At 63.9% G+C, this 20,595-nt stretch carries 20 protein-coding genes and 2 tRNA genes; 14 read left to right on the plus strand and 8 right to left on the minus strand.

Annotation, left to right across the window (positions count from 1 at the left end):
- Positions 1 to 241: 241 nt before the first annotated feature.
- Genes cas6f through csy1 form a run of 4 tightly spaced genes read right to left on the minus strand, consistent with a single transcriptional unit; the run spans position 242 to position 4,363 of the window.
- Positions 242 to 817 (minus strand): type I-F CRISPR-associated endoribonuclease Cas6/Csy4, encoded by a 576-nt coding sequence (gene cas6f, locus ABD767_RS13350; protein WP_103045043.1) that lies wholly within the window; start codon positions 815 to 817, stop codon positions 242 to 244.
- Positions 818 to 822: 5 nt separating this feature from the next.
- On the minus strand, positions 823 to 1,848 hold the full coding sequence (gene csy3 / locus ABD767_RS13355) for a type I-F CRISPR-associated protein Csy3 (RefSeq protein WP_103045040.1): 1,026 nt from the start codon (positions 1,846 to 1,848) through the stop codon (positions 823 to 825).
- Positions 1,849 to 1,892: 44 nt separating this feature from the next.
- Positions 1,893 to 2,966, minus strand: a complete 1,074-nt coding sequence (gene csy2 / locus ABD767_RS13360; protein WP_103045039.1) for a type I-F CRISPR-associated protein Csy2 — start codon at positions 2,964 to 2,966, stop codon at positions 1,893 to 1,895.
- Positions 2,963 to 4,363, minus strand: coding sequence for a type I-F CRISPR-associated protein Csy1 (csy1, locus tag ABD767_RS13365; RefSeq protein WP_103045038.1), 1,401 nt, complete (start codon positions 4,361 to 4,363; stop codon positions 2,963 to 2,965). The genes csy2 and csy1 overlap by 4 nt, the downstream gene beginning before the upstream one ends.
- A 176-nt stretch (positions 4,364 to 4,539) precedes the next feature.
- Here csy1 and ABD767_RS13370 point away from each other — a divergent pair, with 176 nt between their 5' ends.
- Positions 4,540 to 4,821, plus strand: a complete 282-nt coding sequence (locus tag ABD767_RS13370; protein WP_103035997.1) for a type II toxin-antitoxin system RelE/ParE family toxin — start codon at positions 4,540 to 4,542, stop codon at positions 4,819 to 4,821.
- Positions 4,822 to 4,875: 54 nt separating this feature from the next.
- Positions 4,876 to 5,187 (plus strand): HigA family addiction module antitoxin, encoded by a 312-nt coding sequence (locus tag ABD767_RS13375; RefSeq protein ID WP_103035996.1) that lies wholly within the window; start codon positions 4,876 to 4,878, stop codon positions 5,185 to 5,187.
- A gap of 5 nt (positions 5,188 to 5,192) precedes the next feature.
- On the opposite strand, the gene cas3f is transcribed toward ABD767_RS13375, so the two are convergent.
- The 4 genes from cas3f to ABD767_RS13395 form a co-directional block, all read right to left on the minus strand.
- On the minus strand, positions 5,193 to 8,729 hold the full coding sequence (gene cas3f, locus ABD767_RS13380) for a type I-F CRISPR-associated helicase Cas3f (RefSeq protein ID WP_103045037.1): 3,537 nt from the start codon (positions 8,727 to 8,729) through the stop codon (positions 5,193 to 5,195).
- Positions 8,726 to 9,739, minus strand: a complete 1,014-nt coding sequence (cas1f, locus tag ABD767_RS13385; RefSeq protein WP_103045042.1) for a type I-F CRISPR-associated endonuclease Cas1f — start codon at positions 9,737 to 9,739, stop codon at positions 8,726 to 8,728. Before cas1f ends, cas3f begins: the two co-directional genes overlap by 4 nt.
- A 233-nt stretch (positions 9,740 to 9,972) precedes the next feature.
- A tRNA-Arg gene (locus tag ABD767_RS13390) sits at positions 9,973 to 10,049 on the minus strand.
- A 139-nt stretch (positions 10,050 to 10,188) separates the two neighbouring features.
- Complete coding sequence (locus ABD767_RS13395; RefSeq protein WP_344869790.1) at positions 10,189 to 10,578, minus strand: hypothetical protein; 390 nt, start codon at positions 10,576 to 10,578, stop codon at positions 10,189 to 10,191.
- A gap of 122 nt (positions 10,579 to 10,700) precedes the next feature.
- Here ABD767_RS13395 and rpsO point away from each other — a divergent pair, with 122 nt between their 5' ends.
- From rpsO to nuoF, 12 genes are all read left to right on the plus strand, one after another.
- On the plus strand, positions 10,701 to 10,967 hold the full coding sequence (gene rpsO / locus ABD767_RS13400) for a 30S ribosomal protein S15 (RefSeq protein ID WP_091567899.1): 267 nt from the start codon (positions 10,701 to 10,703) through the stop codon (positions 10,965 to 10,967).
- 217 nt (positions 10,968 to 11,184) lie between these two features.
- Positions 11,185 to 13,434, plus strand: a complete 2,250-nt coding sequence (gene pnp, locus ABD767_RS13405; protein ID WP_103045036.1) for a polyribonucleotide nucleotidyltransferase — start codon at positions 11,185 to 11,187, stop codon at positions 13,432 to 13,434.
- Positions 13,435 to 13,524: 90 nt separating this feature from the next.
- Positions 13,525 to 14,517: a zinc-binding dehydrogenase gene (locus ABD767_RS13410; RefSeq protein ID WP_103045035.1), complete on the plus strand. Its 993-nt coding sequence runs from the start codon at positions 13,525 to 13,527 to the stop codon at positions 14,515 to 14,517.
- Positions 14,505 to 15,272, plus strand: a complete 768-nt coding sequence (tpiA, locus tag ABD767_RS13415) for a triose-phosphate isomerase (protein ID WP_103045034.1) — start codon at positions 14,505 to 14,507, stop codon at positions 15,270 to 15,272. The genes ABD767_RS13410 and tpiA overlap by 13 nt, the downstream gene beginning before the upstream one ends.
- 33 nt (positions 15,273 to 15,305) lie before the next feature.
- Entirely contained in the window at positions 15,306 to 15,695 is a 390-nt protein-coding gene (secG, locus tag ABD767_RS13420; protein WP_103045033.1) for a preprotein translocase subunit SecG, read from the plus strand.
- Positions 15,696 to 15,846: 151 nt separating this feature from the next.
- A tRNA-Leu gene (locus ABD767_RS13425) sits at positions 15,847 to 15,931 on the plus strand.
- Between the two features lie 71 nt (positions 15,932 to 16,002).
- Positions 16,003 to 16,362, plus strand: a complete 360-nt coding sequence (locus ABD767_RS13430; RefSeq protein ID WP_103045032.1) for an NADH-quinone oxidoreductase subunit A — start codon at positions 16,003 to 16,005, stop codon at positions 16,360 to 16,362.
- Positions 16,363 to 16,398: 36 nt separating this feature from the next.
- On the plus strand, positions 16,399 to 16,878 hold the full coding sequence (locus ABD767_RS13435) for an NADH-quinone oxidoreductase subunit NuoB (RefSeq protein ID WP_103045031.1): 480 nt from the start codon (positions 16,399 to 16,401) through the stop codon (positions 16,876 to 16,878).
- A 10-nt stretch (positions 16,879 to 16,888) separates the two neighbouring features.
- Positions 16,889 to 17,500 (plus strand): NADH-quinone oxidoreductase subunit C, encoded by a 612-nt coding sequence (locus ABD767_RS13440; RefSeq protein WP_103045030.1) that lies wholly within the window; start codon positions 16,889 to 16,891, stop codon positions 17,498 to 17,500.
- A 6-nt stretch (positions 17,501 to 17,506) separates the two neighbouring features.
- On the plus strand, positions 17,507 to 18,760 hold the full coding sequence (locus ABD767_RS13445) for an NADH-quinone oxidoreductase subunit D (RefSeq protein WP_103045029.1): 1,254 nt from the start codon (positions 17,507 to 17,509) through the stop codon (positions 18,758 to 18,760).
- On the plus strand, positions 18,757 to 19,248 hold the full coding sequence (nuoE, locus tag ABD767_RS13450; RefSeq protein WP_103045028.1) for an NADH-quinone oxidoreductase subunit NuoE: 492 nt from the start codon (positions 18,757 to 18,759) through the stop codon (positions 19,246 to 19,248). Before ABD767_RS13445 ends, nuoE begins: the two co-directional genes overlap by 4 nt.
- Positions 19,245 to 20,594 (plus strand): NADH-quinone oxidoreductase subunit NuoF, encoded by a 1,350-nt coding sequence (nuoF, locus tag ABD767_RS13455; protein WP_103045027.1) that lies wholly within the window; start codon positions 19,245 to 19,247, stop codon positions 20,592 to 20,594. The genes nuoE and nuoF overlap by 4 nt, the downstream gene beginning before the upstream one ends.
- Position 20,595 lies beyond the last annotated feature (1 nt).

Below are 20,595 nucleotides of genomic sequence, written 5' to 3' on the forward strand. Positions count from 1 at the left end.
GAAGACTTGCTTGCGCGTCTTGCGCGTGCTCAGGTTCAGGGCGAGGCTGGTTTGCTTCATGGATGAGGAGAATGCCAGCGGTGGCTGACAGCTACCAGACAGGCGGGGAGGTTTTGCAGGATTTCCCTAATGCATTGATTGTTAATGAATAAAGCCTCCCGCACCTTCGAATACCCAATTTCCCGGATGATCCGCAAGTGCTTGATTTACAAGACCCTGTGTCGCACCCTACAAAAAAGGGTCAAAACCACGGCACCGTCGCCTCATGCGCTAGCCCGTAGGCATTGAACGCTCCGGACACGTGCTGGGGCAACAGCGGCCCGTGCTCCACACATAGACAGAACGGCTGCCCGGTGCTGCTGCTGCGCAATTGCACGAACGGCAGATCCGGGCGGCGCTCCGCGCTGTCGGGAATCGCGGCTGCAGCCTGCTCGGCGGTTTCGTTTTTGCGTAGCATCCGGCGGCGACGCAGGCGGTTAGCGTTGGTCTTGAACTGGCGGCGGCGCACGGTGCGATGTAGGGCATCGGTGGGCACCGGACGCAGCGCAGTCACCCGGGTATGGTCACGCATGCCTTTGAGCCAGTCCCGCGCCATCAAGCGTTGCAGCACCTCGGGGGTACCGTGTAGACGCAGTACGGTTCCCAGGGTACGGCGGGCCAGCGGCTGGCTGATGTGCTGCGGGTAGCTCACGCCAATATCGGTGTGTTGCCCTTGTACCAAAGCCCGGTGCAGTTTAGCTACCAGCGCACCTAGCAGATGGGCCTGGCTGAACTCGGGGTCGGGCAGCAGGGTGATGTCGATGTAGTGCGTGGTCATGGTCATCAGCTCGCATCGCCAAATACGCCGCCACGGATGAGCACGGCCATTACGAAATGCTGCTGTTCGACGGGTGGCACTTGATCCTTGAGCAGCCAGTTGTCCAGCAAGGTGTAGAAGTCCAGCTTCTGCTTGGGCTGACGATAGGCTTTGCCCTGGGTGGTGACGGAGCCATAGGGCTCAACAGCAATCGGGCCTAGTTCGTCGGCGCCTTCGTACCAGGTGTCGATGGTGCGGATGGCATTGCCAATTTTTTGCGAGTGGATGGCCGCCACATCGTTCACGTGGTACAGCGTCTTGCTCTTGCCGGCGTTGCCCTTGTCCAGGATTAGTTCTTGCGATGGAAACACCTCTTGCCCTGCACCCTGGCGCACAAAAGCCGTTACCCGGAGCAGCACATGCTCTGCGCCGCCCAACCCAGTGGCGATGGTCTGTCCCAGTTTTGCCAAGTCATTGGATTCACTATTGATAGCGCCTATCGCCCGTGTATTGAGCGCCAGGGCATCAAAAGACCAGGAATGCACGGCCTTGCCGCCCTGCATTTGTTCGATGGTCACCTCCACGCTTTCAGCCCCCACGCGGTTGCGCCAGAGGAAGCGGCCATTGGCCAGGTTGGCGGCGTAGCGCCGGGCCAGTTCGGCAAAGCCGTGCTGCTGCACATAACCCTGCACGGTGGCCAGCAGCTTGGCCTGGTAGGCCGCGCTGTTGCAGGCCGACGGCGTGCCCGCGCCGCCCAGCACGCGCAGCGTGAACTGCACCTTGAGTGTGTCGGCCTGCGGCGGCAGCGCGGCCACGTCGACGGTTTGCAGATTGGGGTTCTCGATAGCAGCGTCGAGCTTGGCCGGATCCTGGTCTTTGGCCTTGAGCCGGTTGCTGATGGTGCCGCGCACGGACTTCGGCTGGATGCTCACGGGCAGCCAGGCATGCGACTGGGCGCGGTCTTCCCAGTGGCCGGCGTGGAACACGGCGTCAGAGGGATCGAGCTTGCGCTCGAAGGCCAGGACGGAAGCGGTGGTGAGTTTGTCGGTCATGGTGTCAATCCTTGAAAAATAGGGCACGAAACAGGTAGGAGGTGTCAGGTGTAGTCATAGGCATCGGCGTCATCCCAGTCGTCGGCGGTGTCGCTATCGCTGCCTGACTGTGGGCTGGATCGGTAGCCATTGCGGCAGCGGTACAGGCCCTGGGTTTCATTGGTTTCGGCTTGCCACAGCAGCTCGGTCAGGTTGTTCAGCCGGTGCGGGCTGACCCATTCGCCCAGCGAATAGACCGATTCCACGAAGCGCAGTGGCACAGAGGCATCGCGGGCGTTGCGCACCGTGCCTGCGGGATGGGCCTGCGGGGTCAGAGCCGCGTAACCCACCGGAATGGGCACGACCCAACCGCTGCCCTTGGGGCGCAGCGGGTCGCCCCAGGCCACCTTGCCATCGGGCGCGGGGGTATCGTTTGCGCTGGGCAGGGGCTGGTGGTTGAACCGGGCGGCATCCAGCCAGGCATCGAGCAGCGTGGCGTCGGGCGGGGTGGTGCGCAGGTGACGCAGGCGCTCGGCCAGCAGGTCATCGCGCCCCACCAGCACAAAGCCCGGAAGCCATTGCCGGCGCCATTGGCGGAATTCTGCGGCAGCAGCCTCGGCGTCGTTGGGCACGATGGCCATCCACGGCCGCACCCGCTTGCCCGGTATGGAGCGCGAGGGCAGCACGCTGCCGCCGGCCACGCGCATACCGGCCAGCGTGTCGCCTGCGATCTGCGCCCAACTAGCCAGCTGGGCATCGTTGCCCTGCACCAGAGTCGCCGGTGTGTCTGGGCGGCGCTTTTCCGACACGGCCAGCACCAGGGTGATTTCCAGGTGCATACGGCCTTCTTCGACGATGGCGGCAGTGCTGCCGTTCTTGTCCACCGGGTTGCGCGTCAGGTTGAAGCTGCGCACATAGCCTTGCGTGACCTGCTCCTGGTGGTGGTGGCACACCACGCCCACGGCCTGCAGCCGCAGAGGGACACCTGCTTGGGTCAGCTTGCGCTCCAGCGCCCACATCAATCCGGTGAAGGCGGTGATGGACGGAAAACCGTGCGTGAGTGGGCTGGCGATGGCGTTGGCGTTCTGGATACGCAGGCGAGGCAGTACAAGGATGGCTTGAGGATGTTGCTGGTTCATGGGTTCTCCTCGCGCAGTGCGGCCAACTCCGCATGGGTTTTGCGTATGGGGATGTAGTGCGGTGCATCCAGCTTGTCACGCAGTTCGCATAGCTGTTGCTTGAAGCCGTCCTCGTCGGTCAGCAGCACTTTTTTCCACTCACGGGCTTCGGCATCGCCCACGGGCAGCTTGCCACGTAGCTGTTCGTTGAGCCAGCGGGCGAAGGCCTTGCCGATTTCTACGGGCCAGTCCATTTGAAGCCATAGCCCTGCAAACTCGAATTCTTCCGGCAATTCCGCACGCAAAGGGTCTAGCCAGAGTTTTTGGTCAGGGTCGAGCTTTTCAAACCGTTCGTCGTCGCGGCTCCATCCTGGAGGCAGCAACTGCTGCAACTCGGCGGCCAGCGACACCAGTTCGTCCAACAGCGTATCCAGCAGGGCTTCGCGGCGCTGGCGCGTGGCCAGGTTCGGCTCGGGATCCGATTCCAGAAATTGCCGCAACATCTGCACCGTGCGGCGCACTTCGGGGCGGGCGATGAACAGGCGGTCAAATACCGACGTGGCGTGCACCGGCAGGCGTACCGCGCTGGTTCGCCATTGCGGCGGCAGCGATGAGAGCAGGTAATTCATACCCCGGCGCTCACTGTTGAGCTGGCTGATGTTTTGCGGCTTCGTTCCACCCATTTGCTGAACAGCCAGGTTCGGGTAGTGATGAAACACGCCGTCATGCGCCTTGCGCTCACGCCGGGCCTGGCGGGCCGCCTTGTTGGTATCGCCAAAGCGGTCTTCCTGCACCTGCGCATGTACCGCATGGGCCAGCGATGTGGCGTACAAGGGGGCCAGCAGGGTGTAGTCCGCATCTGCGCAAGCGTCGTCGCCGGTCAGCCAGTACAACTGTTTGGCCAGGGTGTGGCTGCTGGGTTCGCCCGCACGTGGCTGGGTCAGCGAAACAAAAGCATCTCGTAGCGCCCGGGCTTGCGCCGGATCGGTGTGCAGCGCGGCCAGGGCATCGGCATCCTGCGCCAGCAGGGCTGCAAGCAGGCTGCGTCCGTTCACCTCCAGCTTCAGGAATTTGTATACATCCAGCGCGGCGGCGTTGCCCACCACATCGCCCACGAATTGCTCGCCCAGTGCGTGGCTGCCCAGTTCGGTCAGCACCGGCTGGCTGGCGGGTTCCACGTAGAGGTTGGTGCCTCGTGCGTCAGGGTGAATGGGTTTGAGAGAGTGGGTGACGGCCTGGATTTGGGTCACTCGACGGGATGCGTCGGCAATCCATGTGACCGGATCGTGCTGCGCGAGGAGTTCAGGACGTTTGGGGTCGTCATCCTTGAGCTTTTCGAGCTTCGCTTTCAAGCGCTCGTTGATGAAAGTCGCAATTACGTCTTTCCAGGAAATTTCGATTTCAAGTGATGATGCCATTGCTCCTCCTTTGTGTACTTGATAATAACGTGCCATGATATGCGTAGCTGGGAATGCCTTATGTCGAATAGACAGCTCAGAAGATGATGTGCGTCGCTGATTCGTGCACATTCCATGGACTGCCGCACAGGCAGCATACCGAATATCGGTAAACGCTATACAATCTCCCTTATCCCATGGCGATCGCTTCTTTCAAGTGCCAGGAAACGCAGCGTTTGTTTACCAGCGGCAAGAGTCGGCGCTTTGCCAACATCCTCAGTGTGGCGGAGCGCAAGCTGGCGCAGCTGGATGCAGCGGCCACCCTGGATTTCTTACGCAGCCCGCCGGGCAACCGGCTGGAGTTGCTCAGCGGAGATCGCCAGGGCCAGCACAGCATCCGCATCAACGCTCAATGGCGCGTGTGCTTTGTCTGGACGGAAAAAGGCGTGGCTGACGTGGAAATCGTGGATTACCACTGAGGCGTTCAGGCTTTGCTGGCTGCCGTACAGGCAGCTCAAAGTAAGGAGAAAGAGATGTTTAAAAGTGGCATGCGCCCCGTCCATCCCGGCGAGGTGCTGCGCGAGGACTACCTCAAACCCATGGACATGAGCGCCAACGCCCTGGCCCGGCAGTTGCACGTGCCGGCCTCGCGCATCAACGACATCGTGCTGGAGCGGCGCGGCGTCACGGCCGATACTGCCTTGCGCCTGAGCCGCTTCTTCGGCGGCGATGCGCAGTCGTGGCTGAACCTGCAAACGGCCTACGACCTGCGCGTGGCGGAGTTGGACGAGGCGTTGCAGACGGCAGTGATGGCGGTGCATCCCATGGCGCTGCAACCAGCCTGACAGACTTACTTCTTGACGGTGAAGCCCAACGATTCGTGGAACAGCCAGCCATCACGGTGGGAGGGCAGGCTGGCGATGGCATAGCGTTGGGCGCATTGCTGCAGCGATAGCCCCTGCGCTTGCGCCAGGGTGAGCAATTCATCCATCAGGCTCACGGGTGGCCAGGGCGAAACACTTGGTGATTTCAGCCGCGCCTCGGGTATTGCGTGGCACAGGCTTTCGTGCACGGACACATACAGCTTGTCGCCACGGCGTGTCCCGTCCTCTACGCGGTGCAGCCGCAGCGTTTCTTCATCTTCGTCAGGCAGTACCACCACATCTTCGCGCGGCATGTCGTCGTGGCGGAAGCGCTGGTATTGCGGCAGCAGGCCGGTGAGCCACAGAGCTCGAGGGTGATCAGGATCCGGCTCATACCAATGCAGGGTTGCATTACGTTTGACAGTGGTGATGAAAGTCCCTTGCTTGGTTCTCACCAGCATGGCGTCTTGCATGCGTGCCAACTCCAAGTCCAGTAGATAGTGCTCCGGCTTTAGGGGAGCTTTTGATCCGATACGTGGGCGGGCATCTATCGGTGTTGAGCCACGTCCCAACTCTGGAAAAAGGAGGGAGACCTGATGTGTTTCCAGGCCAAAACGCCATCCGTAGTCATGGGGGCCAGGATCGGAGGGTTTGGGTTTTACGCCGAGAAGTTTTTCCTCAAACCCCGGCTTGCAAAACGCCGCCTTGCCGGGGTGTTCATAGTGCCGCAAATTACTGTCCAGCACCACCATGTTGACCCCGTCCACCGCCCCGGGCCGATGCCGTCGCACGCGCCCGGCGAGCTGGATGAGCGAGCGCATGGACGAAGGTTCGACCACGGCCCAGTCGTAGTCGTGGTCGCGGCCCACTTCGGTGACGGGGCTGCCCAGCACGATGAACAGATGGTGGGGTTCGGGGTGGGCGTCGATCAGCGCACGCAAGGCCGGGCGCTGCAGCGCCGGGTCATGGTTGTCTTTGCTGCGACGATTGAGCAGGGTGTCGAGCTGCTGTTCGATGGCCGAGCGCAGCAGCAGCGGGTATTGCGAGTGGTACACGCACAGGTGAATGCGCACGCCGGGCGCAGGTGCTCCCTGCTGGTAGATGGCCAGCGCCACATCGAACAGCGGCGCGATATTGGCCATGCGGATAAGGCCCAGGCTGACGTGCTTGCCGCTGGCGGAGTCGGTGCTGTGGTTTTGCGGCTGCTGGTGCAGTTGCCATGCCTGTTCCAGCACCACGCGGGCAAAATCCTGGCGCCGCTCGGTTTCTTTCATGCCGTGCCAGGTGTCGGGCAAGGTGGCAATCCGGGCCAGTCGGCGCACTTCGGCCTGTGCCAGCCGGGTGACGCGCTTTTGCACGTACTGCGTGTGGGCGGTGCGAAAGGTAGGGCCATCGGCACAGTCCTGCGCGGTTTGGTGAAACTCGTCTACCCATAGGCAGCAGATGTTGACGGGTTCGTTGGGCCGTTCGCTGCGGTGCTGCTGGCACACGGCCCGCCCGGCGCGGTAGGCGAGGAACAGGCCTTCCACCAGCGCGGGCGGCAAGGTGGCCGACGAGAGCAGGACGCGGCTGCCCAGCAGGCCGGCCCAATGCACCAGCCGGGTGAGGGCGGGCAGGTCGGCCATGCCGAAGTCGTCCGGTTCGTCCAGCACCAGGTCACCGCTCAAGAGGCGCAGCATGGGTGCAATCTGGCGGCCACCGCGCAGGCTTTCGGTGGCGGGCGTGAGGTGATCCACGGTGCAGACCAGCAGGGGCGCGGCGATCAGGGCGCGGGCCTTGGCATCCTGCGTCAGGCGCTGCAGCAGCGGGTGCTGGTCGTTGCCTTCGTAGAGCACGGTGCCTGCTTCGTCCAGCAGTTCCTGGCGCGAGGCGGAGCCGGTGGCTTCGGCCTGCTGCTCCCAATACTCGAACAATGCACGGCTGGCGGCGCCACCGACCTGGATGGCAAGCTGGTCTTCGCCCAGACCCAGATCGCTCTGAAAGCTGCGCCCGGTTTGCAGCGTCAGCGTGCGCAGGCCGATGGCAAACGCGCAGCGCATTCCCGTGGCCGGGTCGGCCAGCGCGTTCATCACGCGGGCGTTGGCCAGCGTCTTGCCGCAGCCGGTGGAGGCCATGTTGACGATGAAGGCCCCCTGCGTGGCGGCCCGGGGGCGCAGGCTGGTGGCCAGGTCAGCCGCCTTGTCCTGCCAGGCAAAGCGGGTGTCAAAGCTGCGCTTCTTGAGAGGCTTGTGGTTTTTCAGGGCGGGCAGGCTTTGCGCCAGGCTGGGCAGGGAATGCGCCACCAGCGTGGCGTGGGCCTGTACGCCCAGCAGGTGTTCGTCCAGGGTTTGGTTAAAAATCGGGCCTTGGCGCTTTTCAGGAAAGCGCTGGTAGCTATCGTTTTTGATAGTGTTGGCAGCCAGTGGATAGCCTGCGTTGAGAAAAGGCTGGCGGCGTGCCTTGTCCGTGATGCTGGAATAGTGGTGGTCGGCCAGCATCAGGCACAGGCGCGAGACGTGCATGGCAAACGGGTCATGCAGCACTGATTCTTGGCCTGGGGCTTGGGACAGTTCCAGCAGTTTGCGGGCGTAGCGGGCGGCCTGTTTGCGCCACGCGGGCATGGCGACGGGCAGGCCGTGGGGGAAGTGCCAGTGCGCTTGTACCGTAGCGGGGTCTGCGCGCTCGCGCGGTTCGTTCCAGTCGGCGCTGATGCGGGCCAGAACGCCATCCAGCTCGTTGGCATTGACGAAGCGGGGATGGGCGCCAAAGCGTCGCCACTGTGCGCGGGATTCGTCCATGTCTTCGTCGCAACTGCCATCCGGCCGCTGGACGGGCAGGCAGGGCAGGCGGTGGTGGGTGAACACCAGCCAGGCCACGGCCTGGGCCAGCGGCGGCAGTCGGGCAAACGGCAGGTGCCGTGCGGCCCGGGGTTCATCCAGCCCGTCACGCAGCAGGCGCCCGTTTGCATGATCCAGCCACAGCGCTTCAAAGGCTTGTGCATCCGTGCCCGGTTCGGCACAGGCGGCCAGCCGTTGCAGCCAGCCTGCATCGTCGTCACTGCCCACAAAGGCCTGGAACAGCCGCACCGACACCCATTCATGTCGATAGTGGTTGCGTTCGCGCAGGCCGGGGTTGCGCAGCCGGTTCTGGAATGCCTGGGTGGCCTTGCCCAGGTCGTGCAGCAAGGCGGCCAGCGCGGCCAGGGCCGTCATCAGCGGCAGGCGGTGCCAGGCGTTTTCATCTTCCGTGCGCAGCACGTTGCGGGCAGTGGTGTTGGTGGGGACGGCGCCCTGGTCGTTGAACTGGCGGGCATCGCCCACCACCCACAGCAGCTCGCTGTGGTCGCGTCCGCGAATCCAGTGGCAGGCCACCGCCGTGTTCTTGCGGGCGCTTTGGCGCAGCAGGCGGCGCACGGTGTCCAGCCCGGCCTGGGTGATGGGCGTTTGCCAGGTGCGCTCGCCCCGGCGTTCGGCAAACTGGTCGAGGGTGCGGCGCGTTTCGGTCAGCGCATTCTTGGTGCATTGGGCAACGAACAGCACGTTCATGCGCCGCCCTCCTGCGATGGCGGCGGCTGTTGCGCCAGCCGGGCGGTCTGCACGGCGATGTCCTTGAGCGTGTCGATCATGAAGTCCAGCGATTCACTTTGCGTCAATGCCTCGATGCACTGGCGGCGAAACTGCTGCTCGTCATCGCCGCGCATGGCCGACAGGAAAGCCTGCGGCAGGATGGCCGCGTCCTTGACCAGATCGGCCGCATCGAACACCAGCCCGCCGCGCCGCGTTTTGCCGTGCAGCACCGCCAGACCGTGCGGCAGGCCCAGCACCCAGGTGGCTGTGGCGCCCAGGCCGTAGGCCAGGTAGTTGCCGTGGTCGAGAAAGCGGTTGGCGTCATCGGTGCCCGTGCCGCGCTTGGCGCGGGTGAATTCGCCGTAGCCCACGGTATCGACGGCCAGCTTGAACAGCGCCTTGGTGAGCTGCGCCTCGTCGGTCAGCAGCGCCGTCACATCGGGGGCGCTGGCGATGCGTGGCGTGAACTGTTGCACCAGCGCCTGCAGGCGGGCCGGATCGACGGCGAAACCGGCCTCGCGCAGGGCTCGGGTGTTCCATGCAGCCAGCAGGCGTTGCAGCCGCCGGGTTTGTAGCTGTCGGGCAGCGTGCAGGCGCAGTGCGTCGTCAAACCAGAACTGCACCCAGGCCTGCAGATATTCGGTAGGGCGGTACTCACTTTGCGGCGCAAGCCAGGCGACTTCCACGTCCACTTCGTTGGCAGCAAACAGCGGCGTGCCGCCCCCGCCGCAAAAGCCCACCAGCACCCCCGCCCTGGCCAGTTCGCGCATGGCCGCCTGGGTGATGGAAGTGCCCGTGCCCAGCAGAATGCTGGCGGTGTTGGCGATGGGGATGTTCCAGTACAGGCTTTTCTTGCCCGCATCGGTCACGTACTCGACGCGGCCGCCATTGACGAGCACGCGACAGTGCTCCAGGTAATAAATGTTGGCCCGCTTGGAGTGGAGAATACTTTTGAGATCGTTGTTGTCTATGCTTCTCGACCGGGCCATTGCCATCCCTTTGAGCCGTGCGTGAACACTGATGAGATCATTGAGGCTTGTGATGGTCTCAGTCTGAGATCTGCAATGCAACTCTTGGCGTGTGGCCGGCGGCAATGACGGCGACGATTGTCGGCTTGGGGATGTCGCGTCTACGAGGCCGATTGGCTATGCTTGTGCCGCGCGGATGGCAGTGAGCGAATATGAAAAAGCCCTGAAATCTTGCGATTTCAGGGCTTGTCATATGGCGCGGCTGGCAGGAATCGAACCCACGACCCCTTGGTTCGTAGCCAAGTACTCTATCCATCTGAGCTACAGCCGCGAAGCTTTGAATTGTAGCATGAAAAAATGGTGCAATTCAAAAAACTTCGATTTGTTTTGCTGGTTGTACACCGCGCTGCAAATCGAAGTTGCGCATTGTACTTTATGTCTGGCGCAGTTTTGAGAATTATTTTTGATGATCAGCGGGTGTAGCCGCGGCACACGCCTGCATTGGGCAGGCCCTTGCATTCGCGCAGCAGGCGGCGCTCGCGCTGGGCTGGCGTTTCTTCGGAACTACTGCCCTCGCGGCGGATTTTGACGGTCTTGGGTTTGGTGGCGGTGCTTTGTGTGCTGGCTTTGGGTGTCTTGCTTTTGCTGGGGGTGGCTGCGGCCTGGGCGGGGAGAGCGAACACCAGGCAGAGCGCTGCTGCGATGAGCCAGGTTGTTGTGTAGTGCGGTGGTGGCATGGCGCGCGGTGTGATGGGGGTTTTGGAGTGAACCATCCTGGTTGGTGGCGGGCTCGGCCGCAATCCATGAACGTACGCCTGGGGTTTTTCGAGGCAGTCCGCTATAATTGCGCGGTTTTGCATGGTGCAGGACGCACGCCGCGGGTCGTTCCAGCCGGTGGCGCAAGTAACCAGGGGCTGCCGGTGCATTGGCCGCAAGGCTTGACAGGCACCTGTTCGCAAGCTCCTATTTTTCAGGAAAAAACATGATCGCATCTTCCGTCAAGGCCGAGGTTGTCAAGGCCAACCAGCGCGCCGCCAATGATACTGGCAGCCCTGAAGTGCAGGTGGCTTTGCTCACCGCGCGCATCAACGAACTGACTCCCCACTTCAAGCAGCATGCCAAGGATCACCATGGTCGTCGCGGCCTGCTGCGCATGGTGAGCCGTCGCCGCAAGCTGCTGGACTACCTCAAGGCCAAGGACGCCGATCGCTACACCGCGCTGATCGCCAAGCTGGGTCTGCGCAAATAAGCGTAGGGCACGCCCGCAACGCCTGAGTTAGCCCGCTAGCTCAGGCGTTTTTTACTTCAACCACTGGAGGAGAACAGAGCGAAGCTGTGTCATTCCAGGCACGCGTTGGCATGCCGCTGCGGCGGCCGTCAGCGCTGGGCTGGAATGGCATCGCGATCTGTTGCGCCTCCGATCCGGGCCGCCGTAGTACGGGCGGCCGATGTTTCAGGAGCACACAATGACGATGTTCAACAAAGTCACCAAGACCTTCCAATGGGGTCAGCACACCGTGACCATGGAAACCGGCGAAGTCGCCCGCCAGGCTGGCGGCGCCGTGCTGGTCAATATCGATGACACCGTGGTGCTTGCCACCGTGGTGGCAAGCAAGAACGCCAAGCCGGGTCAGGACTTCTTCCCGCTGACGGTGGACTACATCGAGAAGACTTACGCCGCCGGCAAGATCCCCGGCAGCTTCTTCAAGCGCGAGGCCAAGCCCAGCGAATTGGAGACGCTGACGTCCCGCTTGATCGACCGTCCGATCCGCCCGCTGTTCCCCGAGGGCTTCTACAACGAAGTGCACGTGGTCATCCACACCATCTCGCTGAACCCCGAGGTGGACGCCGACATCGCAGCCATGATCGGCGTCTCCGCCGCGCTGTCCGTTTCCGGCATCCCGTTCAACGGCCCGATCGGCGCCGCGCGCGTGGGTTACATCAACGGTGAATACGTGCTCAACCCGGGCCAGACCCAGCGCAAGAGCAGCCAGATGGATCTGGTCGTCGCCGGCACCGAGGCCGCCGTGCTGATGGTCGAATCCGAAGCGCAGCAGCTGCCCGAAGACGTGATGCTGGGCGCTGTGGTCTATGGCCACGAGCAAAGCCAGATCGCCATCAATGCCATCCATGAATTGGTGCGCGAAGCCGGCAAGCCGGTGTGGGACTGGCAGCCCGAAGTCAAGGATGAAGCCTTGATCGCCAAGGTCACCGAGCTGGGTGAAGAAAAACTGCGTGCTGCCTACCACAACCGCAACAAGCAAGTGCGCACCCAGGCCTGCCGCGAAGCCTACGCTTCTGTCAAGGCAGCGCTGGCCGAGCAAGGCGTGGCGTTCGACGGCGTGAAGGTGGACAACATGCTGTTCGACATCGAAGCGCGCATCGTGCGCTCGCAAATCCTCGCTGGCGAGCCGCGCATCGACGGCCGCGACACGCGCACCGTGCGCCCGATCGAAATCCGCAACAGCGTTCTGCCGCGTACTCATGGCTCGGCGCTGTTCACGCGCGGCGAGACGCAGGCGCTGGTCGTGTCGACGCTGGGCACCGAGCGCGACGCGCAGCGCATCGACGCGCTGGCCGGCGAGTTCGAGGATCGCTTCCTGTTCCACTACAACATGCCTCCCTTTGCCACCGGCGAAGTGGGCCGCATGGGCTCGACCAAGCGCCGCGAAGTCGGCCACGGCCGCCTGGCCAAGCGCGCGCTCATCGCCTGCCTGCCGAGCAAGGAAGAGTTCCCCTACACCATCCGCGTGGTGTCGGAGATCACCGAGTCCAACGGTTCCTCGTCGATGGCCTCCGTCTGCGGCGGCTGCCTGTCGATGATGGACGCCGGCGTGCCGATGAAGGCGCACGTGGCCGGTATCGCCATGGGCCTGATCAAGGAAGACAACAAGTTCGCCGTGCTGACCGACATCCTGGGTGATGAGGATCACCTGGGCGACATGGACTTCAAGGTCGCCGGCACGACGGCCGGTATCACCGCGTTGCAGATGGACATCAAGATCCAGGGCATCACCAAGGAAATCATGCAGGTGGCGCTGGCCCAGGCCAAGGAAGCGCGCATGCACATCCTCTCCAAGATGCAGGAAGCCATGGGCGAGGCCAAGGCCGAGATCTCCAGCTTCGCGCCCAAGCTGTTCACCATGAAGATCAACCCCGAGAAGATCCGCGACGTGATCGGCAAGGGCGGCGCCACCATCCGCGCGCTGACCGATGAAACCGGTTGCCAGATCAACATTGAGGAAGACGGCACCATCACCATCGCCGCGACTGAAGCCGCCAAGGCCGACGAGGCCCGCCGCCGCATCGAGGAGATCACCGCCGAGGCCGAGGTGGGCCATGTCTACGAAGGCCCGGTCACCAAGATTCTGGACTTTGGCGCACTGGTCAACGTGCTGCCCGGCAAGGACGGCCTGCTGCACATCAGCCAGATCGCCCACGAGCGTGTCGAGAAGGTGTCCGACTACCTGCAGGAAGGCCAGATCGTCCGCGTCAAGGTACTGGAGACCGACGACAAGGGCCGCATCAAGCTGTCGATGAAGGCGCTGACCGAGCGCCCCGCCGGCATGGAGCGCTTTGACCGTGGTGAGCGCAGCGAGCGTGGCGATCGCAGCGACCGTCGCGGCGAACGCCGTGGTGATCGCGAGCGCTCGCACGAAGCGCCGCGCGAGCAAGGCGGCAGTACCGATACCGGCGCCGACCTGGCGCAGGACTGAGGCAGCAGCAGCCGAGCGCGGGCGGCAGCAGCCTCAAGTGCGAGGGTGCCGCCCGGGGCTCGCGAACCCCATCAGGAGTGAAGCGAAGTGATGCAAGCCATTGAGATCACCGCCTTTGGCAAGCCGCGGGTGCTGCAACTGGGTCAGCGCCCGCGTCCCGAGCCGGGTGCGGGCGAACTGCTGATCCGCGTGACCGCCAGCGGCGTCAACCGCCCTGACGTGCTGCAGCGCAAGGGTCACTATGCGCCGCCGCCCGGCACCTCGGATCTGCCGGGCCTGGAGGTTGCGGGCACCATCGTCTCGGGTGACGCCCAGGCCATGGCGCAAACCGGCCTGCAGGTGAGCGACCGCGTGTGCGCGCTGCTCGCCGGTGGCGGTTATGCGCAGTATTGCGTGGCGCCGGTGGGGCAGTGCCTGCCCGTTCCCGAGGGCTTGAGCGACGTACAGGCAGCATCGCTGCCCGAGACCTTCTTCACTGTCTGGAGCAACGTCTTTGACCGCGCGCGCCTGCAGCCGGGCGAGACTCTGCTGATCCAGGGCGGCAGCAGCGGCATTGGCGTGGCTGCCATCCAGCTGGCCAAGGCCTTTGGTGCCCACGTCATCGTCACGGCAGGCAGCGACGACAAGTGCGCCGCCTGCCTGGCGCTGGGCGCCGACCACGCGATCAACTACCGTGAGCAGGACTTCGCCGAGGAGGTGGCGCGCATCACCGAGGGCAGGGGTGTCGACGTCATCCTGGACATGGTCGCCGGCAGCTATGTCGAGCGCGAAGTGCGCTGCCTGGCCGAGGACGGCCGGCTGGTCATCATCGCGGTGCAGGGCGGGCTGCAGTCGCAGTTCGACGCTGGCCTGGTGCTGCGCCGCCGCCTGGTGATTACCGGCTCGACGCTGCGCCCGCGCCCAGTGGCCTTCAAGGCGGCGATTGCGCAGGCGTTGCGCGACAAGGTCTGGCCGCTGCTGGCGGCAGGGCGCATTCGCCCCGTGTTGCACAGCCAGTTTGCCGCGGCCGACGCCGCGCAGGCCCACGCGCTGATGGAAAGCAACGCACACATTGGAAAAATTGTTCTGACATGGACGCCATGACGACACATAGAAAAAAAATCATTGCCGGCAACTGGAAGATGAACGGCAGCCTGCAGGCCAATGCAGCGTTGCTGCAGGCGCTGGCCGCCGGCTTGCAGGTTGCAGCGCCGGCGTGCGCGGTCATCGTGGCCGCACCCGCCGTCTATCTGGCGCAGATCCAGGCGCTGGTCGCGGGCACTCCCATTGCACTGGCTGCGCAGGACGTGTCGGCGCACGACGCGGGGGCGTATACCGGAGAGGTGTCGGCCGCGATGCTGGCCGAATTTGGCGCCAGCCACGCGCTGGCAGGGCACTCCGAGCGGCGCCAGTACCACGGCGAGACCGATGCGGCCGTGGCGGCCAAGGCGGCCGCGGCACTTGCCGGCGGCATCACGCCCATCGTTTGCGTGGGCGAGACGCTGCAAGAGCGCGAGCAGGGCCAGACCGCAGCCGTCGTGGCGCGCCAACTGGCGGCGGTCATCGACCTGCTGGGTGCGCGCACGCGCGACATCGTCGTCGCCTATGAGCCGGTCTGGGCCATTGGCACTGGCCGAACGGCCACGCCAGAGCAGGCGCAGCAAGTGCATGCGGCGCTGCGCGAGCAGTTGCAGCATGCGGACGCGCAAGACGTCTGCATCCTCTATGGCGGCAGCATGAATGCAGCCAACGCGGCGCAATTGCTGGCGCAGCCCGACATCGATGGCGGTCTGGTGGGCGGCGCGTCGCTGAAGGCGCAGGATTTTTTGCAGATTGTTGCGGCGGCACGCACCGCCTGAGCGCCTCCGGGCGACACAGACACTGGAGTAAAAATGAGTGGTTTCGTGAATATCATCCTGGCGGTTCAGATCCTGACCGCCATTGCCATGACCGTGCTGATCCTGGTTCAGCACGGCAAGGGGGCCGACATGGGCGCGGCGTTTGGCAGCGGCAGCGCCGGCAGCCTGTTTGGCTCCAGCGGCAGCGCCAACTTCCTGTCGCGCACCACCGCGGTGCTGGCCACCGTCTTCTTCGCGGCGACGCTGGCACTGGCTTATTTCGGCAACCAGCGCCCGTCCAGCGTGGGCAGCGTGCTGGAGACGCCGGCCGTGGTGGTTCCCGCGGCGCCGGATGCGGCCCCGCCCGCAGCGGGTGCCGATGGCGGCGCACCAGCTCCGGAGGCCGCGCCCGCGGACGACGCTGCGCAAATCCCGACCAAGTGAAGTCGGGCAAGGCCCGGTGGTCGGGAGCAGGCCGGGCGCTGGATAAAAAACACCCTGGCCACCGGTAACCAGGGTTTTCCAAGGTAGAATCCCCGTTTGTTCGGAAAGCCAGAACCTCATAGGCCCTCACGCCATCCGAACTGACACAACAGCCGTCGTGGTGGAATTGGTAGACACGCTATCTTGAGGGGGTAGTGGCGAAAGCTGTGCGAGTTCGAGTCTCGCCGACGGCACCATTCACGTCCTGCCGCCCGTCCAGCCCCTGGTGGGCGAACGCGGCGGCGCTTTGCAGTGAAGTGCACCCGCGATGAGCCTCGAACAATACCTCCCGGTTCTCTTGTTTTTGCTGGTGGGATTCGCCGTCGGCGTTCTCCCGCTGCTGCTGGGCTACGTCCTGGGGCCGAACCGGCCCGACCCCGAGAAGAACTCGCCGTATGAGTGCGGCTTCGAGGCGTTTGACGACGCGCGCATGAAATTCGACGTGCGCTACTACCTGATCGCCATCCTCTTCATTCTTTTCGATCTGGAGATCGCCTTCCTCTTCCCCTGGGCGGTCAGTCTGCAGGACGTTGGCATCACCGGCTTTGTTGCCGTGGTGGTCTTTCTGGCGATTCTCGTCGTGGGCTTTGCCTACGAATGGAAAAAGGGTGCGCTGGATTGGGAATGAGCGGCGCGTACAAGGCGCTGCAGAAGGAAGGACACGATGATTGAAGGCGTGATGAAGGAAGGCTTCATCACCACCAGCTATGACGCGGTGGTGAATTGGGCCAAAACGGGGTCGATCTGGCCCATGACCTTTGGCCTGGCCTGTTGTGCCGTGGAGATGATGCACGCGGCCGCTGCGCGCTACGACCTGGCGCGTTTTGGCGCGGAGGTGTTTCGTGCCTCGCCGCGCCAGTCCGACCTGATGATCGTGGCCGGAACGCTGTGCAACAAGATGGCGCCGGCGCTGCGCAAGGTCTACGACCAGATGGCCGAGCCGCGCTGGGTGATCTCCATGGGTTCATGCGCCAACGGTGGCGGCTATTACCACTACAGCTACTCGGTGGTGCGCGGCTGCGACCGCGTCGTGCCGGTCGACGTCTATGTGCCGGGATGTCCACCGACGGCCGAGGCGCTGATTTACGGGATCATTCAGCTGCAGCAGAAGATCCGCCGTACCAACACCATTGCGCGCGTGTGAGGCCGTTGTCATGAGTGATGTAGCAATCCACCCCGAAGCGCTGCGCGACGCCGTGGCACTGACCCTGGGCGACAAGGCGCTGAACGTGAGTCTGGCCAAGGATGAGCTGACCGTCGTGGTGGCCCCCGAGGTCTACCTGGAGGCCATGGAGCTGTTGCGCGATGCGCCGCAGTGCCGCTTCGAGCAACTGATCGACCTGTGCGGCGTGGACTACAGCACCTACCGCGAAGTGGGCACCGACGGCCCGCGCTATGCGGTGGTCTCGCACCTGCTGTCGGTGTCGCTGAACCAGCGCGTGCGCGTCAAGGTGTTCTGCGCCGACGACGACCTGCCGGTCGTGCCGTCGGTGACTGGTGTCTGGAGCGGTGCCAACTGGTTCGAGCGCGAGGCCTTCGACCTGTACGGCATCGTCTTCGACGGCCACAGCGACCTGCGCCGTATCCTGACCGACTACGGCTTCATCGGCCACCCGTTCCGCAAGGATTTCCCGCTGTCGGGCCATGTAGAGATGCGCTACGACCCCGAGTTGCGCCGCGTGGTCTACGAGCCGGTGACCATCGAGCCGCGCGAAATCACGCCGCGCATCATCCGCGAAGAAGACTACGGAGGCCTGCACGGGTGATCGACCATGGCTGAAATCAAGAACTATTCCCTGAACCTCGGGCCCCAGCACCCGGCGGCACACGGCGTGCTGCGCCTGGTGCTCGAGCTCGACGGCGAGGTCGTGCAGCGTGCCGACCCGCACGTGGGCCTGCTGCACCGCGCCACCGAGAAGCTGGCAGAGAGCAAGACCTACATCCAGTCGCTGCCCTACATGGATCGGCTGGACTATGTCTCGATGATGAGCAACGAGCACGCCTATTGCCTGGCCATCGAGAAGCTGCTGGGCATCGAGGTGCCGATCCGCGCGCAATACATCCGCGTACTGTTCTCCGAGATCACGCGCCTGCTCAACCACCTGATGTGGCTGGGCTCCAATGGCATGGATCTGGGCGCGTCGACGGTGCTGATGTACACCTTCCGCGAGCGCGAGACGCTGTTCGACATGTACGAAGCGGCCTCGGGCGCGCGCATGCATGCGGCCTACTTCCGCCCGGGCGGTGTCTACCGCGACCTGCCCGACACCATGGCGCAGTTCAAGCCCAACAAGCTGCGCAATGCCCGCGCCGTGGATGAGCTCAACCGTAATCGCCAGGGCTCGCTGCTGGACTTCATCGAGGACTTCATCAAGCGCTTCCCGACTTATGTCGACGAGTACGAGACGCTGTTGACCGACAACCGCATCTGGAAGCAGCGCACCGTGGGCATTGGCGTGGTCACGCCCGAGCGCGCGCTCAACCTGAGCATGACCGGCCCGATGCTGCGCGGCTCGGGCATTGCCTGGGATCTGCGCAAGAAGCAGCCCTACGAGGTGTACGACCGCCTGGACTTCGACATTCCGGTGGGCAAGAACGGCGACTGCTACGACCGCTACCTGGTGCGCGTGGCCGAGATGCGCCAGTCGGCGCGCATCATCGAGCAGTGCGTGCAGTGGCTGCGCGCCAACCCCGGGCCTGTCATCATCGACAATTACAAGGTGGCGCCGCCACCACGTGAGCGCATGAAGACCGGCATGGAGGACTTGATCCACCACTTCAAGCTGTTCACCGAGGGTTTCCGCGTGCCCGAGGGCGAGGCCTATGCAGCGGTGGAGCATCCCAAGGGCGAGTTCGGCATTTATCTGGTCAGCGACGGCGCCAACAAACCTTACCGCCTGAAGATCCGCGCTCCCGGCTTTGCCCACCTGGCGGCCTACGACGAGCTGACACGCGGCCACATGATTGCCGACGCCGTGGCCATTATTGGCACGATGGACATCGTGTTCGGGGAGATTGACCGATGATTAGCGAAGCGACCAAAGCGCGTTTTGCCCGCGAGGTGGCCAAGTATCCACCCGAGCGCAAGCAGTCTGCGGTGATGGCGTGTCTGGCCATCGTGCAGCAGGAGCAGGGCTGGATCAGCCAGCAGACCGAGGCCGAAGTGGCCGCCTACCTGGGCATGCCAGAGATTGCGGTGCATGAGGTCACGACCTTCTACAACATGTACAACCAGCACCCGGTCGGCAAGTACAAGCTGGCCGTGTGCACCAACCTGCCGTGCCAGCTGCGCGGCGGCAACGAAGCGCTGCACCGCCTGGAAGAAAAACTGGGCATCAAGATGGGCGACACGACGGCCGACGGCCTGTTCACCCTGCAGCAGTGCGAATGCCTGGGCGCCTGCGCCGACGCGCCGGTGATGCTGGTCAATGACCGCGACATGTGCAGCTTCATGGATGGCGAGCGCCTGGACCAGCTGGTCGACGGCCTGCGCACGGCAAAGGAGCAGGCATGAGCACGATTGCGCAAGTACTGCAGCAGTTCAAGGCCACGGGGCTTGAGAGCTGTTTTCACGACCGCCACATCAATCCGCAGATCTATGCCGACCTGAACGGCAGCAACTGGAGCCTGCAGGATTACGAGGCGCGCGGTGGCTACCAGGCGCTCAAGAAAATTCTGGGCAAGGACGGCGGCGAGGGTATGACCCAGGATCAGGTCATTGCCGCGGTCAAGGAGTCCGGCCTGCGCGGGCGCGGCGGTGCGGGTTTTCCGACGGGGCTGAAGTGGAGCTTCATGCCGCGCCAGTTCCCGGGTCAGAAGCACTTGGCGTGCAACTCGGACGAGGGCGAGCCGGGCACCTGCAAGGACCGCGACATCCTGATGTACAACCCCCACATCGTGATCGAGGGGATGATCATCGGCGCCTACGCGATGGGCATTTCACTGGGCTACAACTACATTCACGGCGAGATCTTCGAAGTCTACGAGCGCTTCGAGGTCGCGCTGCAACAGGCGCGCGACGCAGGCTACCTGGGCGACGACATTCTGGGCAGCGGCTTCAACTTCGAGCTGCACGCGCACCACGGCTTCGGCGCCTACATCTGCGGCGAGGAGACCGCGCTGCTCGAATCGCTCGAAGGCAAGAAGGGCCAGCCGCGCTTCAAGCCGCCGTTCCCGGCCAGCTTCGGCCTGTACGGCAAGCCGACGACGATCAACAACACCGAGACCTTCGCGGCCGTGCCCTGGATCATCCGAAACGGCGGAGCGGCCTACCTGGAGTGCGGCAAGCCCAACAACGGCGGCACCAAGATCTTCTCGGTCTCGGGCGACGTCGAGCGTCCGGGCAATTACGAGGTTCCAATGGGTACGCCCTTCACCACGCTGCTGGAACTGGCCGGCGGGGTGCGCAAGGGCCGCCAGCTCAAGGCGGTGATCCCGGGCGGTTCGTCGTCTCCGGTGCTGCCGGCGGACATCATGAACGAGTGCACGATGGACTACGACAGCATCTCCAAGGCCGGCTCCATGCTGGGCTCGGGGGCCGTGATCGTGATGGACGATTCGCGTGACATGGTCGAATCGCTTCAGCGCCTGTCGTACTTCTACATGCACGAGTCCTGCGGCCAGTGCACGCCCTGCCGCGAGGGCACGGGCTGGCTGTGGCGCATGGTGCACCGCATCCAGCATGGCCAGGGGCGCCCCGAGGACATCGAGAAGCTCGACCAGGTGGCCTTCAACATCATGGGGCGCACGATTTGTGCGCTGGGCGACGCGGCGGCCATGCCGGTGCGCGCCATGATCAAGCACTTCAGGCACGAGTTCGTGGCCAAGATCGAGGCCGCACAAGCTGCCAAGGCAGCCTGAG

This window comes from Comamonas faecalis (genome assembly GCF_039538025.1).
Lineage (GTDB): Bacteria > Pseudomonadota > Gammaproteobacteria > Burkholderiales > Burkholderiaceae_C > Comamonas_C > Comamonas_C faecalis.